General features: G+C 68.6%; 10 protein-coding genes. 5 read left to right on the top strand and 5 right to left on the bottom strand.

What is annotated here, in order from left to right:
* Positions 1-125 precede the first annotated feature (125 nt).
* The gene (locus ABZS29_RS08980) at positions 126-536 is read right to left on the bottom strand and encodes a DUF2000 domain-containing protein (RefSeq protein WP_355459970.1); all 411 of its coding nucleotides are present in this window, start codon (positions 534-536) and stop codon (positions 126-128) included.
* A 78-nt stretch (positions 537-614) separates the two neighbouring features.
* Between ABZS29_RS08980 and ABZS29_RS08975 the strand changes: the two genes are divergently transcribed.
* On the top strand, positions 615-1064 hold the full coding sequence (locus ABZS29_RS08975; RefSeq protein ID WP_355459968.1) for an Lrp/AsnC family transcriptional regulator: 450 nt from the start codon (positions 615-617) through the stop codon (positions 1062-1064).
* Here ABZS29_RS08975 and ABZS29_RS08970 read toward each other — a convergent pair whose 3' ends face one another.
* Complete coding sequence (locus tag ABZS29_RS08970; RefSeq protein WP_355459966.1) at positions 1065-4982, bottom strand: RICIN domain-containing protein; 3918 nt, start codon at positions 4980-4982, stop codon at positions 1065-1067.
* A gap of 214 nt (positions 4983-5196) precedes the next feature.
* On the opposite strand from ABZS29_RS08970, the gene ABZS29_RS08965 reads away from it, so the two are divergent.
* Positions 5197-11448 (top strand): RHS repeat-associated core domain-containing protein, encoded by a 6252-nt coding sequence (locus ABZS29_RS08965; RefSeq protein WP_355459964.1) that lies wholly within the window; start codon positions 5197-5199, stop codon positions 11446-11448.
* Here the strand turns inward: ABZS29_RS08965 and paaK are convergent.
* From paaK to paaI, 3 genes are read right to left on the bottom strand one after another with little or no spacing between them, the layout of a single operon-like run.
* Positions 11445-12725: a phenylacetate--CoA ligase PaaK gene (gene paaK, locus ABZS29_RS08960; protein ID WP_355459962.1), complete on the bottom strand. Its 1281-nt coding sequence runs from the start codon at positions 12723-12725 to the stop codon at positions 11445-11447. The two genes, ABZS29_RS08965 and paaK, sit on opposite strands and share 4 nt — an antisense overlap.
* A gap of 10 nt (positions 12726-12735) precedes the next feature.
* Complete coding sequence (gene pcaF / locus ABZS29_RS08955) at positions 12736-13938, bottom strand: 3-oxoadipyl-CoA thiolase (RefSeq protein ID WP_355459961.1); 1203 nt, start codon at positions 13936-13938, stop codon at positions 12736-12738.
* A complete protein-coding gene (gene paaI / locus ABZS29_RS08950) occupies positions 13935-14360 on the bottom strand; it encodes a hydroxyphenylacetyl-CoA thioesterase PaaI (RefSeq protein ID WP_355459959.1) in 426 nt (141 codons plus the stop codon). The genes pcaF and paaI overlap by 4 nt, the downstream gene beginning before the upstream one ends.
* Before the next feature lie 68 nt (positions 14361-14428).
* On the opposite strand from paaI, the gene paaN reads away from it, so the two are divergent.
* From paaN to ABZS29_RS08935, 3 genes are read left to right on the top strand one after another with little or no spacing between them, the layout of a single operon-like run.
* Positions 14429-16099, top strand: coding sequence for a phenylacetic acid degradation protein PaaN (gene paaN / locus ABZS29_RS08945; protein WP_355459957.1), 1671 nt, complete (start codon positions 14429-14431; stop codon positions 16097-16099).
* A complete protein-coding gene (locus ABZS29_RS08940; protein WP_355459956.1) occupies positions 16092-17477 on the top strand; it encodes a serine hydrolase domain-containing protein in 1386 nt (461 codons plus the stop codon). The genes paaN and ABZS29_RS08940 overlap by 8 nt, the downstream gene beginning before the upstream one ends.
* Entirely contained in the window at positions 17474-17992 is a 519-nt protein-coding gene (locus ABZS29_RS08935) for a flavin reductase family protein (protein ID WP_355459954.1), read from the top strand. The genes ABZS29_RS08940 and ABZS29_RS08935 overlap by 4 nt, the downstream gene beginning before the upstream one ends.
* Positions 17993-17999 lie beyond the last annotated feature (7 nt).

The raw sequence follows: 17999 nt of genomic DNA, 5'->3' as shown, positions 1-17999 counted from the left end.
AGCCGCCCGACCTCAACCGCGGGTGCGGCGGACGGGCAGCGCGACGGTTCGGTACGACATCGCACTCACCTCCTTCCGCGTGGACCTGCACCGTAGCCAGTCGCCTCCCGCGCTGGCAACCACATTTACCGGTAGAGCGCGAGAGCTCCGGTCAGCGAGTCGACCGCCTGCCGCGGACCGTAGACGGCCAGACCGAGGTACTCGACATCCTCGGGCTTGGTGCCGCCCAACGTCTCGCTGAACTGCTGATAGGTCCGGGCCCGCTGCGCGATCTGGTTCATGTCGTGCACCACCACGTCGTCGCGGGCGGCGGCCTGCGCGCGCAGCTCGTGCAGCCGCTCGGCGGATGCCTTCAACACCGGGATCGGGTACGCCGACATGCCGGTGTGCGGATGACCGCCGGCGTCCACGGTGTCGGCGCCGACCGTGTCGGCATGCCAGTGGCCGAGCGCGACGCCGAGCAGCGCCGCAGTGTTCAGAGCAACGCCGACCGGGGACTCGGCCGCGATCACCACCACGATCTTGTTCGTCAGCACGGCGGGAACCTACCCCGACGTACGACGATCTGAAGCGGTCGCCGAACATCGTTCGGCAGATCTGCGAAAATCGTGGTCATGGACGAACTTGATACGGCGTTACTGCGGATCCTGCAGAACGACGCCCGCCGCACCAACCGCGAGATGGCCGCCGAACTCGGTATCGCCCCGTCCACCTGCCTCGAGCGGATCCGCTCACTGCGCGAGCGCGGCGTGATCAGCGGCTACCACGCGGCCGTCGACCTCAAGGCGATCGACCGCGCCACCCAGGCGATCATCTCGATCAAGCTGCGCCCCCAGGCGATGGCTGTCGCCACCGCCTTCTCCGACTACGTGATGCAGCTCCCGCAGACCCTCGACATGTTCATGGTCTCCGGCGCCTCCGACTTCCTCGCCCACGTCGCCGTCAAGGACACCCAGCAACTCCGCGACCTGGTCCTCGACCTCGCCAAACGCCAGGAGATCGCCGACATCCGCAGCTCGGTGGTCTTCGAACACCACCACCGAACCACGGTCCTGCCGCTCTGACTACATCTTGGTGAGCCCCCAACGCTGGCAGCTCCCGTTCCAGTAGTGCCAGGTGATCAGATGATCGACCTTGCCCGGATCACACCCGGGGATGTCCATCGTGAAGCCGGTGTCGGCCTGCTGGATCGTCCAGCTGCCGTCCACCGCGGGTTCGATCCGCCACCGCTGGCATTCCGACGAGTCGACCGGAGTCACCACCAGACTCGTCGCGGGTTCCCGGGAACAGCTGTCGACCTGGAGCGCGGAACCCGACGACGGGTCGATGATCTGGTACACGTCGTCGCCGAGTGGTTTGAGCTGCCAGCGCTGGCAGGCGCTGGCCGGAATCCAGTCCCAGATCTGGACCCCGCTCGACGGCGTGCAGTTCTCGATGTCGAGGACGTAGTCGCCCTTCTCGTTGCGGAGGTCGCCGATCTTGTACCGTCCGTCGAGCTGGGTCGAGTTCAGTGCGGCCCGCAAGATCCACTGCTGCTCGGGTACGCCGGCGCACGTCTTCTGGATCACCTTCGCACCGTTCGCCGTACCGGCGTTCTCGACGGCGGCGCACTTGTCGCTGTGCGCGAACCGGACCCGGAACACGGTGTCGTAGCTGCTGCCCTCGACATAGTCCAGCAGCACTTGCTGATTACCTGTCCCTCGGCATTTCCACTGCACCATCGGTGCGCCGTCGGCGACACTTTCCGCACCCACGTCCACGCAGCGGGGCTTGCCGTCGGCAGGATCCACCCGCTCATGCACCATCTGCAGCTCGTACTGCTCGGTGCCGGCCACCGGGACCACGCGGAACCTCTGGTGCAGCCCGTTGAAGCAGTCCCACTGCTGGATCGATGCCGGGTCGGTCTGACTCGCGCCGGCCACCTCCATGCACTTGCCGCTATTGCGTGACACCAGCTCGTACGTCCGTGGCTCCAGGTCGAACTTCGGCCCGCTGCCGGCGCCGACCGCAGTCTCCTTCCAATCGCTCACCGGCGCGGTGAACGCCGTACCGGTGGAACGCAACCGCGAGACCTCACGACCGCCGCCGTCGAGCGAGGTGATCAGCGCCGCGTCGGCCTTCTGGTCGCGGTCGAAATCGCCGATCTGCAAGGCGGTTCGCAGCGGGTCCACGCCGGCACCGGTCCACCAGTCCGCCACCGTGTACGTCGTCCCGGTCGAACGGAGCACCTTCAGCGTCGTGCCGGTGCCGTTGTCGTACACCGAGACCACGTCATCCTTGCCGTCGGCATCGACATCGCCGACCTCCAGATGGCCCTTGTCCAGGCAGTAGTCCCCGTCGTACGCCGTGGTCGGCGCGGCGAAGCCGGCCCCGGTCGAGCGGTACACGTCAGCTACGGTCCGGCAGGCCCCCAGCTTCCGGAACACGACCAGGTCGTCCCTCTTGTCGCCGTCGACATCGGCCAGTACCGGCTGGGTCGCGGACCAGTCCCCGCCCGAGGCCGTGGTCTGCAGCCACTGAACAGGTGCAGACAGGTTGCTGCCCGAGTACACGACCACCCGCCAGGTGCCGTTGCCGGTGTTCAGCTGTACGGCGATGTCATCCGCATCGTCACCGGTCAGGTCGCCGGCGCTGACGTGTGCGGTGGCGATCGTCCAGTCCGGCTGCGCCGCCTTCCAGACCGGGGTGGAGGGAGCGTCGTACCGGTTGCCGTCGGACGGCAACGTGTACAGCGCCACTCGCCGGCCGGGCTCGTCGCGGAAGAACGCCACATCGGTCCGGCCGTCCTTGGTGAAGTCGCCGCGGACCGGGCGGCTGCGGGACAAGGCGAAGCCGCCGTTGTTCTTGCTGTCCCACGAGATCGTGCCGGTGGCGAAGCTCCCGTTCATGCTGTCGACGTTCCAGACCGTGGTCCGGCCGTAGCCCTGGTCGAGCACCATCGCGACATCGGCCGCCCCGTCGCCGTTGATGTCGCCGCGCACCGGCGTGGTCGCCGGGTTGGCCTTCGCGAGCAGGACGTAGGTCTCCTTCATCAGCGGCCCCGGGTTGCCGGCTCGGTCGACCGCGCGGACCCACAGCCGCGCGCTGGTGTTCACGCTGACCGGGAGGTCGGCGGTTCCGTCCGGCTTGGCCTTGATCGTCAGCAGCACCCGGTCCGCGCTGAAGCCGTACAGGTACTCCGAGACGTCGCTGTCGCCCGCGGCCGGGCTGAGCTTGACGATGCCCACCTCCCGGGCCGGTTTGCCGGGGAGGCCCTTCGGGAAGTCCGTCGACATCGCCGTCGGTGCGCCCGGCGCGGTGCTGTCGATCGTGAAGTAGCAGCGCGGGCTCGGCGGACCGTAGTCGATCCCGTCGTCCGGCACCTGGTCGTCGCTGCGCGCCGTGTAGTAGTACGGCGTACCGCCGCTCAGCGTGCCGGCCGGAACCGGTGACCAGGTGAACGCGGCGCCGTTGCTGGTGATCCCGGAGTTCTGGCTGTAGACCGTGCTGTCGTCGCCCGCGCGGTGGATCTCCAGCCGGTTGACCAGCGAGTCGCCGTCCGGATCGCCCGCGACCCCGGAGAAGGCCGGGCTCGCGGTGTTGATCGCGGTCGGGGCGGCCGCGGTCCCGCAGCGCTTCGGGTAGTCGAAGTTCACCTTCAGCGGCATCCGCGGCGCGTTGTTGTAGTTGATCACGATGTTCGCGGTCTCGCCGCGGAACCGCTTCCACTGGTACGGGTTCTGCTCCTCCGGTGCCTTCAGCCCCAGGGACACCCGCTGCTCGCCGCGGTCCGCGATCCCCTGGAACAGGGCCTTCAGCTCCGAGGTCTCCCAGCCCATCGACATGTCGGGTTCGGAGTCCTTGGCATGTCCCTTCACCTGGCCGAGGAAGCCGAGCCACGTGGTGTTGCGCCACGTCACGTCGCCGGCCCGGCTGATCGGACTGGTCTGATACAGATCGACGGGGTAGGGAGTGCCGTCCGGCGAGTGGTCCAGCACGATCTTGAAGACGGCCTTCGTGATCCGGGCGCCGTTGAGTCCGGCGGTGCTGAAGTTGAACAGCGATCGGTACGTGTCGGTGTCGGCGCCCCACGCTTCACCGACCTTGGCGCCCTGAGCCCGGTCGTAGTCCCAGTAACTCTGGTCGACGTGGTCCTCGTTGATGTGCGTCCACAGGTCGTTCGCGGACTCGTCCCAGGACGGATCGATGGTGACCGGGTACGTCGTCGTGGGCGCGGTCAGCAGGCTCTGGTCGGGGCGGATCGTCAGCACGCCGCCGGTCAGCGAGGACGCCGCGCCAACCGTCGCCGGTTCCGGGGCGGAGTCCCACATCAACGGCTGACCGGACGTGTAGACGACCCGGCCGCGCCGATCCGTGGCCAGCGTCGTACCGTCCGGCTGGTGGCGGAACGACAGCCCGCTGCCGGTCAGCGTGAAGCGCAGCTCGCGCAGCGCCGGGTTGTTCGCCGCCGCGCGGTTCTTGACGATCAGTGCCTTGGCGAAGCCGGTCGATCGCGCCTGCATCCGCAGGTCGACGCCGGGCAGGACCTCGGCGTACGTCGCGGTGTCACCGCTCAGCACGGGCTTCGGCAAGACTCCGGGCCACCCGAGGCGTAACCGGTTGCCCAGGCTGACCAGGCCCGCACCTGGACCACCGCCGGACAACGCCAGCCCGGTGTCGGCGGCTGCGGGGCGGACTCTGCCGTCCTTGCCGGCGCGCAGCGTCAGGTCGATTCCGGTCCCGGCGGAGGTCCGCACCGGAGCGACGTGCTGAACCATCGTGTGCGAGCCGTCCGGGTTCACGTAGACCTCACGGGAGGTCGTGCGCTGCTCGGGCACCTCGATGCGATGCCCGGCCCGGCGGGCCTGGAGGGCGTAGCTGTCCGGTTCGGGTGGCGCAGGGGCGGCGGTCGCCGCAGTCGAGGGCGGAGCGCTCTGGATCAGCGCCAGGGGCAGGGCGACGGCGAAGGCCGTCAGGAAGTGCGTGAACCGGAAGGCGGGCACGGCCGGTCCTCCTGTCGAGAGGAGTGCGGAGACGGCCGTCACGATCGCATTCCGCGCGCTCGCAGGGAACGGAATTCGGCGCTGCCCGAATGAATCGGCGAGGCCATTTCACGGCGGTGGAATCGATTGCCGGATCAGTCCGCCGGCCATCCACTGGAGCCCCGACCGCCGCCTGTTTCCGGGAGGACCCATGCCTGTCCGCCAGCGATTGAGGATGACGTCCACGGCCGCCGCCGTGGCGATCAGCCTGGTCGTCTCCACACCGGGAGTAGCGCCTGCCGCGCAGGTCCCGCTCAAGCACGGCTTCACGAAGGCGAAACCGCGCAAAGCTGTGACCGTTCGTACCGAGAAGCTTCCGGCCAAGCCGGGAGTCCCCGACCACGACGCCGACATCGCGGTGACGTCGGTCCCCGAACCGCGCTGGCCGGCCGCCGGGCACGCGGAGGTCGCCGTACCGCAGGCGCAGGTGGGGCGGACGGCGAACCAGCCGGCGCCGGCCGGCACGCTGCCGATCAAGATCGGTCCGCCGGCCGCGGCGATCCGCGCGGCGGGCACGGCCGCCACAGCGGCGGATCGAGCGGCCGCGGCGGCCACACCGGCGAAGGTCGCGGTCGACCTGCTCGGCCGGTACGGAAGCGAGCTCCGGTTCACCGTACGGCGCGCCGATGCGGTGCAGAAGGCAGGTCAGGTCCAGCTGAGCCTGGACTACAGCGGGTTCAAGCAGGCGTACGGCGGTGACTGGGCCACCCGCCTGCAACTGATGCAGCTCCCGGATTGCGCCGGCTGTGCCCCGGTCCGGTTACCGAGCCGGAACAACGGTACCGGCGAGATCACGGCCGACGTACCGGCGAGCGCCAGGACCGCCACCTTCGCGCTCAGCGCGGCCGCGTCCGGCGCGGCCGGTGACGGCTCCTCGACCTCCCTGAACGCGACCGCGACCTGGCAGGTCGGCGGCTCGTCGGGTGACTTCACCTGGTCGTACCCGATGCAGGTTCCGCCGAGTCTCGGCGGGCCCAAGCCGGAGCTGAACATCGGCTACAACTCCGGCGCCGTGGACGGCCGGACGACGGCCGCGAACAGCCAGGGCTCCTGGCTGGGCGCCGGCTTCGAGTTCGCCCCGGGTGGCTCGATCGAGCGCCGGTACGCCTCCTGTGCCTCGAAGACCGAGCAGAAGGGCAACAACGGCACGAGCCCGACCGGTGACTACTGCTGGGCCACCGACAACGCCACCTTCAGCCTGAACGGCGCGGGTGGCGAACTCGTGCTCGACGACGCCAGCCAGACCTGGCACTCCCGCAACGACGACGGCCTCAAGGTCGAGCGGCTGACCGGCGCCGACAACGGCGACGGCGGTCCCGACACCGGGCTGGGCGCGAAGGGGGAGCACTGGAAGATCACCGACAAGGGCGGGGTCCAGTACTACTTCGGGCTGAACAAGTTGTCGGGGGCAACCAACGCGACGAACTCGACGTGGACGGTTCCGGTGGCCGGCAACAACGGCGGTGAGCCGTGCAACAAGACCGCGTTCGCCGACTCCTTCTGCAAGCAGGCCTATCGCTGGAACCTGGACTACGTGGTGGATCCGCACGGGAACACCGCGAGCTACTACTACGACGTCGAGACCAACAAGTACGGCCGCGCGGGCAAGGGCACGCTGGTCGAGGAGTACACCCGGGCCGGCAACCTGAAGCGGATCGAGTACGGACAGCAAAAGGACAAGCTGTCCGACAGCACCGCCCAGGTCGCGCGGGTCCGGTTCGAGACCGCCGACCGCTGCCTCAAGGCGAGCACCTGTACGCCGGCCGACTTCGTCGACACTCCGCTGGACCAGGAGTGCACGAGCAGCACCGACTGCGGCGACAAGGTCTCGCCGACCTTCTGGACGAAGAAGCGGCTCAACCGGGTCGTCACCGAGGTCTGGCGCGGATCGTCGTACCAGCCGGTGACCTCGTGGACCATGCAGCAGTCGTTCCTGGACCCCCAGGACGGCGGCCGCTCGAGCATGCTGTGGCTGGACGGGATCACCAGCAGCGGTCTGGCCAACGGCGGGAACGTGGCGCTGCCCAAGGTGACCTTCGCCGCGCAGATGCTGCCGAACCGGCTCTCCAGCCCAGAGACCGCCGGGCAGCCGGTGCTCAACTGGCCGCGGGTGCGGACCATCACCTACGGCTACGGCAGCCAGGTGACGGTGCACTACGTGACCCCGGACTGCGTCAACCCGACCAAGCTGCCGGCCCGCGACGACAACCACATGCGCTGTTATCCGGTCAAGTGGACGCCCAAGGGCGAGGCCGAGCGTGAGGACTGGTTCGGCAAGTACGTCGTCGACGAGGTCAAGGAGTCCGACCAGGTCGGCGGCTCCCCGGACCAGACCACCAGGATCGAGTACCCGGGCACGCCGTCGTGGCGGCACGACGAGGAGGACGGCCTGGTCGAGGTCGACCGCAAGACCTGGTCGCAGTGGCGCGGCTACGACAAGGTCAAGGTGATCAGCGGCGACGGCGTCGACGGCCCGGCCACGGTGAAGCTGAACACCTATTACCGCGGCATGGACGGCGATGTCCGCGCGGACAACACGGTCAAGTCCGCCACGATCACCGACTCCACCGGCGTCGCGGTCAAGGACCTGAACGCCCTGACGGGCCGGTTGCGCGAACAGGCGACGTACTCGGGCAGCACCATGGTGGAGCGGTCGATCACCGACCAGTGGGTCTCGAAGGACCCGACCGCGATCCGTCAGCGGACCTGGGGTACGACGATGACGTACCGGACCGGTGAGCAGGCGATCCGTCAGGACCAGGCGGTCGGCACCGGATGGAAGCACAGCGAATCGTCGAACACGTTCGACGAGCAGACCGGCCGGCTCACCCAGAAGACCGACCTGAAGGACTTCGGCAACCCCAACGACGACACCTGCACCCGCTACGAGTACTTCGACAACGCGAGCAAGGGCCTCGTCGAGCTGCCGTCGCGGACCCAGACCGTCGACCTCGCCTGCAGCAAGGCGTGGACCAAGGACGACGTCATCGCGGACACGGTCACGCAGTACGACCCGAACACCGGCGACCAGCTCGCGGTCCGGCGGCTGTCCGGCTTCGACTCCGTCGGCAAGGAGGTGTACCAGACCGTCAGCACGATGGACTACGACCTGTTTGGGCGGATCCGGCACACGATCAACGCCGACGCCAAGACGGTCGCGGTGGACTACACGCCGGCCGCGGGCGGTCCGGTCACCAGCACGAAGACCACGCAGCCCAACGGCCAGACCGCGAGCAGCACACTCGACCCTGCCTGGGGCGAGGAGATCGCGGTGACCGATGTGGCCGGCCGGACCACGACGACCAAGCGGGACGCGCTGGGCCGCGTACTCGAAACCCGGCAGGCGGGGAACACCTCGGCGATCCCGAACGTGAAGAACGAGTACAGCAACGAACAGGGCAAGCCCGGAGTCACCACGACCACCTTGTTGCGTTCCGACGGCCGCAGCGAGACCCGGCGCGAGTTCAGCGACGGGATGGGTCGCCGCCGGCAGACCCAGGAGGAAGGCGCGGACGGCGTCGGCCGGATCGTCACCGATTACCTGACCGACACCCGTGGCCAGGTCGTCAAGCAGAACGGCCCGTACGCCGACGACGCGCCGCTCGGCTTCGAGATCGTCAAGCCGGTCGACGAGAAGCAGGTACCGGCGCAGAAGTTCACGTCGTACGACGCGCTCGGCCGCCCGCAGCAGGAGTCGTTCGTGTCGATGGGCATCCAGCAGTGGAGCCGGTCGCACACCAACGCCACCGGCACCGAGACGATCGAGCCGCCGAACGGTGAGCAGGCGACCACCCGGATCTCGAACGTCCAGGGCCAGCTCGTCGAGTTGCGCGCCTATCACGGCAACAAGGCGACCGGCGACTACGACAAGACGACCTACACCTACACGACGGCGGGTCAGCTGGAGTCGGTCACCGACCCGGCCGGCAACGTCTGGTCGTACAAGTACGACCTGCGCGGCCGCAAGATCGAGGACCACGATCCGGACCGCGGAGTCACCACGTACACCTACAACGATCTCGACCAGCTGAAGACGACGACCGATGCCCGCAAGTCCGTGCTGAGCTACGAGTACGACGACCTCGGCCGCCAGACCTTCGTGAAGCAGGGGACGACCATCCTGGCCGAGTTCGTCTACGACAAGGTCACAGCGGGGGCGCTGGCGAGCGCCACCCGCTACGTGAACGGCAACGCCTACACGACCCGGTACACCGCCTACGACGATGCCGGCCGCCCGACCGCCAGCCAGGTCGAGCTTCCGGTCTCCGAGGGTGCCCTCCAGGGCACCTACCCGGTGACGACGACCTACACCGAGGACGGTCAGGTCAAGACCATGACGATGCCGAAGGCCGGCGACCTGGCCGCGGAGACCATCAGCTACTCCTACGACAAGCGTGGCCGCCCGATCACGCTGACCGGTGCCGCGAAGTACGTCACCGACACCGAGTACACCGCGTACGGCGAGACCAGCCTGATCGTGATGGGCGACCAGCAGGCACCGAACTGGGCGCAGCAGATGTACGAGTACGAGGAAGGCTCGCACCGGACGCACCGGGCCAGTCTGCTGACCGAGAACGGGCTCGAGTCCGATGTCGCCTACGAGTACGACGCCGCCGGCAATGTGCTGAAGGCGACCGACACCCCGGCGACCGGCCCGGAGGCCGACACCCAGTGCTTCGGCTACGACTACTACCGGCGGCTGACCCAGGCCTGGACGCCGAAGAGTGGCGACTGTGCGGCGACCCCGACGCAGACCACGCTCGGCGGCCCGGCGCCGTACTGGTCCAGCTGGTCGTTCGATGCCATCGGCAACCGGAAGACCGAGAAGTACACGACGCCGACCGGTCAGACCACCGCCACCTACGAGTACCCGGCCACGGGCCAGGCGCGGCCGCACGCCGTCCAGAAGGTCACCACGACCGGCGCTGACGGAACCCGGGTCGACCAGTACGTCTATGACGAGGACGGCAACCTGAAGACCCGCACCAAGGGCAGCGTGACCGACACACTGACCTGGGGCAGCGACGGTCAGCTCACCAAGCTGAGCGGCAACGGCAAGGACAGCAACTATGTGTACGACGCCGCCGGCACCCGGCTGCTGCGCAAGGACGCGACCGGAACGACGCTGTACCTTGGCAACACCGAACTGCAGCTGAAGCCGAACGGCACGCAAGTCGGTACCCGGTACTACTCGCTCGGCGACCATCAGGTCGCGGTCCGCACCGCCGGCAAACTCAGCTGGGTCACCGGTGACCACCACGGCACGATGACGGTCACGGTCGACGCTGCCAACACAGCCACCGTCCAGCGACGGCGGACCACGCCGTACGGCGAGCTGCGCGGCACGGCGCCGGCGGTGTGGCCGGGCAACCGGGGCTTCGTCGGCGGCCTCCAGGACGACCAGGCCGGACTGGTCCGGCTGGGTGCCCGCGACTACGACGCGAGTACCGGGCGGTTCATCTCGGCGGACCCGAAGCTCGAGGTCGACGATCCACAACAGATGAACGCGTACGCCTACGCCAACAACAGTCCGGTCACCTTCAGCGACCCCGACGGCCAGCGTTACGTCACCGACACGGTCACGACGCTGCGCCAGACCGTCAAGTGGGTCAGCAAGCGGATCACCGAAGAGAAGGAAAAGATCGTCAAGCACCAGAAGACGGTCATCCTCGCGATCGGTCTCTACCTCGCCTTCCGCGCCATGGGCTGGTGGTCGCTGGCCAACGCCCTGCTGAGCGTCGCGGTCTGGTACACCCGCGAGATCATCAGGATCACCCGCACCATCCAGGTCCTGGTCAAAGTCCAAGAGCGCGTCACCCGGAAACTCAAACGCTGGGTGGGCGATGCCGAAGCCAAAGACCTCGACCGCATGCTCAAACAATCCAACGACATCTTGAACTACGCGGCGCAGGCATCGCGGGCCGCGGTCGTCAACGTGGGCTGGGCCGCCGCGCTGCGCGGTGCCAACAGTCAAGGTGGCGGCGGCGGTGGCGGTGGCGGTGGCGGCGGGTTGATGCCGCCGGACAACGGTCGTCCCATCTTCGACCTCGGCGACAACGACCCGGGCGACCTGTCCTGGGCAGAGATTTCCGGTATCGCAGGAATCGGCAAGATTGGCTACGACGTGGCCGACGAGAACCTCCGGAAGCAGCTGGGCAAGCCGAGCGCCAGTGGCCTTGGGAAGGCGAAGGGAAACCTCTGGACCATGCTGGCTCTGGTGGGCGGCGGGGTGATCTGGAACGACTCGAACGAGCCGGGTGGGATCAACTGGGCCAAGCTGATGTCGTGGGCCTCGCCGGCGGCCCGGCTGCTCTACGCCGGGATGCAGTACGACCAGCGCCACCCGTTGCCGCAGCGGCCGGACAACACGGATCCGAAGGCGGGTTGTGGGATGTATGCGATGGGAGCGGGTACACCCAACTGCTAGCGGTTGTCCTTGATGCGTTTCGCCTTACCTAGCGAGCGTTCCAGGGCATGGGGCGTCACGATCTCCACGGAGATCGTGACGCCTACGCGTTCCTTGACGCGGCGAGCCAACTGCTGGGCGGCGGTCTCGTGATCGGTGAAGCCCGGGGCGGCTTCGACCTGGATGGTGAGTTCGTCCATCCGGCCGGGGCGGGTGAGGACGCAGAGGTAGTGCGGGGTGAGACCTTCGACGAGCAGGATCTGCTCTTCGATCTGGGTGGGGAAGACGTTCACGCCGCGGACGATCATCATGTCGTCGGTGCGGCCGGTGATCTTCTCCATCCGGCGCATGCCGGGGCGCGCCGTACCGGGGAGGAGGCGGGTCAGGTCGCGGGTGCGGTAGCGGAGGACGGGGAAGGCCTGCTTGGTCAGGGTGGTGAAGACGAGTTCGCCTTCGGAGCCGTCGGGCAGGACCTCGCCGGTGACCGGGTCGATGATCTCCGGGTAGAAGTGGTCCTCCCAGATGTGCAGGCCGTCCTTGGTCTCGACGCACTCCTGCGCGACGCCGGGGCCCATCACCTCGGACAGGCCGTAGATGTCGACGGCGTGCATGCCGGTTCGCTGCTCGACCTCGGTACGCATCTGTTCGGTCCAGGGTTCGGCGCCGAAGATGCCGATCCGGAGCTGGGTGTCGCGGGGATCCAGCCCGCGCTTGTCCATCTCGTCGAGGATCGAGAGGAAGTACGACGGGGTGACCATGATGATCCGGGCGCCGAAGTCGCGGATCAGGTCGACCTGCCGCTCGGTCATGCCGCCGGAGACCGGTACGACGGTGCAGCCGAGCCGCTCGGCCCCGTAGTGCGCGCCGAGTCCACCGGTGAAGAGTCCGTACCCGTAAGCCACATGGCACACGTCTCCCGCGCGACCGCCGGCCGCGCGGATCGACCGCGCCATCAGATCGGCCCACGTGTCGAGGTCCCGCTGGGTGTACCCGACCACGGTCGGCTGACCGGTCGTCCCGGACGACGCGTGCACGCGCGCGACCTCCGTCCGCGGTACGGCGAACATCCCGAACGGGTAGTTGTCCCGCAGATCCTTCTTCGTGGTGAACGGCAGCCGGCTCAGGTCGGAGAGTTCGCGCAGGTCGCCGGGCGCGAAGCCGATCCCGTCCAGCGCGGCCCGGTAGTGCGGCACGTTCTCGTAGCAGCGCCGTACGGTTGCCTGCAGCAACGAAAGTTGCCGCGACCGCAGTTCGTCGACCGACAATCGCTCGCCGGAATCCAGCAACTCGTCGGGCACAGCAAGCTCCCTAGGGACGGGCGAGCAGGGTCGCGATGCCCTGCCCGACGCCGATACACATGGTGGCGAGCGCGTACCCGGCGTCGCGGTGGCGAAGCTCCAGGGCGGCGGTGAGGGCGAGACGGGCGCCGGACATCCCGAGAGGGTGACCCAGGGCGATGGCGCCGCCGTTCGGATTGACGTGCTCGGCGTCGTCGGGGAGGCCGAGTTCGCGGAGGACTGCCAGGGACTGCGAGGCGAAGGCCTCGTTCAGTTCGATCGCGCCGATGTCGGTCAGTGCGACGCCGGTCCGGTCGAGAAGTTTGCGGGTGGCGGGCGCGGGCCCGATCCCCATGATCCGCGGCGGTACGCCGGCTATCGCGGTGCCGACGATCCGGGCCAGCGGTGTGACGCCGAGCCGCTCGACCATCTCGCCGCTCATCACCAGCAACGCGGCCGCGCCGTCGTTCACGCCGGAGGCGTTGCCCGCGGTGACGGTGCCCGGCGTACGGAACGGTGTCTTCAGGCCGGCCAGGGCCTCGAGTGAGGTCTCGCGCGGGTGCTCGTCGGTGTCGACGACAGTCACCGCGCCGCGCTTGCCCGGAACCTCGACCGGCACGATTTCCTCGGCCAGCCGCCCGTTCGCCTGCGCCTTCGCCGCGCGCTGCTGTGACCGCAGTGCGAAGAGGTCCTGGTCTTCGCGAGAGATGTCGAAGTCCGCGGCCACGTTCTCGGCCGTTTCCGGCATCGAGTCGATCCCGTACTGCTTCTGGAGCAGGGGATTCACGAAGCGCCAGCCGATCGTGGTGTCGAACACCTCGGCCTGTCGCGAGAAGGCAGCGGTTGCCTTGGGCATCACAAACGGTGCCCTGGACATCGATTCGACACCACCGGCGATCAGTACGTCGTTGTCCCCGGCGATGATCGAGCGGGCGGCGTACGCGAGGGCGTCGAGGCCGGATCCGCAGAGCCGGTTGATCGTCGTACCGGGGACCTCGACCGGGAGTCCGGCGAGCAGCACGGCCATCCGGGCGACGTCGCGGTTGTCCTCGCCGGCCTGGTTCGCGCAGCCGAGGACGACGTCATCGATCAGCGCCGGCTCGAAGGAGTGTCGCGCGAGCAAGGACGAGATCGCGTGCGCGGCCAAGTCGTCCGGTCGGACCGTCGCCAGCGCGCCGCCGTACCGGCCGATCGGCGTCCGTACTCCGTCGACGAGAAAAGCCTGGCGGGTCATGAATCCTCCGCAATGATGGTGCCGGACAGTTGGCGGCTGCGGCCGCGGAACTCGGCGATCACGTCGTCGCCGCGGCGGACGGTCACGTCGTAGATGGCGTTCCGGCCGAAGGTCGTGCGCTCGGCGGCCGTGGCGACGAGCAGGTCGCCGCGCCGGGCGGGCGCGACGAAGACGATGTCGCAGGCCTGCGCGACGGTGACCTGGTTCCGGGAGTTGCAGGCGAAGGCGAACGCGGAGTCGGCCAGGCTGAAGACGAAGCCGCCGTGCGCGATTCCGTGACCGTTCACCATGTCGTCGCGGACCGGCATCTCGACCGACGCCGTACCGTCCCCGACGGCCACCAGTCGCATGCCCAGTCCGGCGGAGGCGGTGTCTTCCGCCCACATCGCCGCGGCCACGCGGTTCGCCAGGTCGTCGCCCATGACTGTCCCTTCGGGTGAGGGTTGTGACACTCTAGCCCCGATTACGCCAATGACTGTAACATCGCCGCATGACCTCGGATCTGCTGGCTGCTCACCGTGACCGCCTCGACGCCGCTCTGACCGCGATCCGCGGCCGCGGCTACCACTCCGCGTTCCCGGAGTCCCCCAGCCCGCGGGTCTACGGCGAGACGGCCGCAGCCGACGGTCAGGCCGCCTTCGAGGCCCACCTCGGTACGACGTACGCCGTGGAGACGCCCGGGGCGCGCGGGACGGTGGTCACCGAGGAGTCGCCGTTCGGCCTCAAGCTGGACGTGTCGTACCCGCGGACGGTCGAGGCCGGTCTGGACGAGCTGCTCGCGGCGTCGCGCCAGGGACTGACCGCCTGGCGCAACGCCGGGATCGACGGCCGCACCGGCGTCGTCCTGGAGATCCTCGACCGGCTGCACAAGCGGGTCTTCGAGCTGGCCAACGCCGTCCAGCACACCAGCGGTCAGGCCTTCGTGATGGCCTTCCAGGCCGGCGGCGCGCACGCGCTGGACCGGGCGCTGGAGGCGGTCGCCTACGCGCACGAGGAGATGAGCCGTTACCCGGCCGAGGCGCTCTGGGAGAAGCCGGCCAAGGGCGACCCGATCCGGATGCAGAAGAACTTCACCGTCACCGGCCGCGGTGTCGCGCTGGTGATCGGCTGCAACACCTTCCCGACCTGGAACTCCTGGCCCGGTCTGTTCGCCTCGCTCGTCACCGGCAACGCGGTCGTCGTGAAGCCGCACCCGCTCGCGGTGCTGCCGCTGGCGATCACCGTGGAGGTCTGCCGCGAGGTGCTGGCCGAGGGCGGTTTCGATATGAACCTGGTCACCCTGGCGGTCGAGCGGGCCGGTGACGGCCTGGCCAAGCCGCTGGCCACCCGCCCCGAGGTCAAGCTGATCGACTTCACCGGCGGCAGCGAGTTCGGCGAGTGGCTCGAGCAGAACGCGACCCAGGCGACAGTCTTCACCGAGAAGGCCGGCGTCAACGCGGTCATCATCGACTCCACCGACGCCTTCAAGGCGCTCTGCGGCAACCTGGCCTTCACGCTCGCGCTCTACTCCGGCCAGATGTGCACGACCACCCAGAACATCTTCATCCCGGCCGGCGGCATCGAGACCGACGAGGGACACAAGTCCTTCGACGAGGTCGGCGCCGGGATCGCCGGCGCGCTGAACAAGCTGCTCGGTGACGACGCCCGCGCGGTCGAGATCCTCGGCGGCATCGTCAACAACGCCGTGATCAGCCGCCTCGACCTGGCCGCGGAGTACGGCGACGTCGTCCTGGAGTCGCGGACGATCAAGCACCCGGCCTTCCCGGACGCCGTGGTCCGGACGCCACTGCTGGTCGCGCTCGAGGCCAAGGACACCGACGTGTACGGCAAGGAGTGCTTCGGTCCGGTGTCGTTCCTGGTCAAGACCGCCGACACCGCGGAGTCGATCGCGCTGTTCCGGCAGACCGTCACCGAGGGTGGCGCGATGACCGCGGGGATCTACTCGACCGATGCCGGCATCCTCGACCAGGCCCGCGAGGCCGCGCTGGATTCCGGGGTCGCGCTGTCGGAGAACCTGACCGGTCCGGTCTTCGTGAACCAGTCGGCTGCGTTCAGTGACTTCCACGGCACGGGAGCCAACCCGGCGGCGAATGCGACATACACCGACGGCGCTTACGTTGCGAGTCGCTTCCGGGTCATTCAGTCTAGGCGTCATGCCTGACGCTCTCGTTGCCCCGTCCTTGCACGAAGCTCTTGCCTACTACGACCGCTGGCTGGCGTTCAATCAGCGCTACCAGCGGGTGCCGGGGGTGCAAGCTGCGGTCTATGCCGACGACACGGTCGCCTTCTCCGCGGCGTACGGGCTGGCGGACGTGGAGAACGACGTACCGCTGACCGAGCAGCACCTGTTCCGGATCGCGTCGCACTCGAAGACCTTCACCGCGGTGGCGATCTTCCAGCTGGCCGAGCAGGGCCGCGTGCGTCTCGACGACACTGCCGGCCAGCACGTGACCGAGCTGGTCGGTACGCCGCTCGGTGAGCGCACGGTGCGCGAACTGCTCGCGCACTCCGGCGGCGTGACGCGGGACAGCGGCGAGGCCGACTGGTGGCAGCTGGCGACCAGCTTCCCGGATCGCGACCAGCTGCTCGCCGTACTGCGGAACGCGAGTGCTGCGGTGCTCCCCGAGAACGATCGCTTCAAGTACTCGAACATCGGCTACGGCCTGCTCGGACTGATCATCGAGGCCGCGGCCGGTACGTCGTACAACGCGTTCGTGCAGACCGGGATCGTCGACAAACTCGGGCTGACCGGGCTCGGACCGGAGCTTGATCCGGCGCGGCTCGGTGAATACTCGAGCGGCTACAGCGCCCTCTCGTACTCCGACGCTCGGGTGCCGATCGACCACGTGGACACCCGAGCGCTGGCCTCCGCGACCGGCTTCTTCGGGAACGCCCGCGACCTGGTGACCTACTTCTCCGCGCAGTTCCCCGGCGACGACCGGCTGCTGTCGGATCGTTCGAAGCGTGAGATGCAGCACCCGCTCTGGCAGACGGCCCGCGACGACACGACGCGGTACGGGCTCGGGTTGCAGATCACGAAGATCGGCGACCGGGACTACTTCGGGCATGCCGGCGGCTACCCGGGGCACATCACCAAGACCTTCGTCGACGGATCGCGCCGGCTCGCACTCTCCGTGCTGACCAACGCCATCGACGGCCCGGCCGCCGCGCTCGCCGAAGCCGGCCTGAAGCTGATCGACCTGGCCAGCTCCACGGAGCGGGGTGACGCGACCGGGCTCGACCGATTCGTCGGCCGCTACGCGAACCTGTGGGGCGTCACGGACATCGCCGTCCTCGGCGGCCGCCTGTACGCGATCGACCCGACCAACACGGACCCGTCAGCCGAGCCGCAGTCGCTCGAAGCCGATGGCGACGCCCTCCGCGTCACCGGCGGATCCGGCTACGGCTCGTACGGCGAGTCCTACGCCTTCACGTTCGGTCCGGACGGCGCCGTCGACTCGGTCCGCGGCTCGAGCGGCCTCCTCATGCACCCCATCGACACCTACAGCCTTCCGGAGCGAGTTACCGTCAAGCCGTGACGATTCACGGTGACCATCCGTTCCTGCCGCCCGAGTCCGAGCGCAGCCCGGTCCGCCGGCTGCGCGGGCGGTTGCCGTCACCGGTCGGCCTCTGGACGACGTCGTACGGCGGGAAGCGGGCGGGGCTGACGGTCTCGTCGATGCTGGTCGCCGACGGCGAACCCGGGTTCGTGATCGGGTTGATCGACCCGGACTCGGACCTGTGGGAAACGTTGCGCAAGGCAAGAAGTGCGGTTGTGGCGTTGCTCGGCGGACCGCACCAGCAGCTGGCCGACGCGTTCGGGTACGTCGCGCCGGCGCCCGGTGGTCCGTTCAAGATGATCGACTGGACCGACACCGAGTGGGGCCCCGCCCCGGTCGGCGTCAGCACCTGGGCCGGCTGCACCCTCGTCGATCCCGACCCGCCCGAGGTCGGCTGGGCGCTCCAGGTCCAGCTGGAGATCGCCCACGTAGAACTTGCTCCCGACGAGATCCCGCCCCTGATCCACCGACGTGGGCGGTACACCACGTTCTAAGGTGGCA

It is taken from the genome of Kribbella sp. NPDC005582, assembly GCF_040605415.1.
In the GTDB taxonomy this organism is placed as follows: domain Bacteria; phylum Actinomycetota; class Actinomycetes; order Propionibacteriales; family Kribbellaceae; genus Kribbella.
This window is presented reverse-complemented; position numbering and strand designations above follow the sequence as displayed.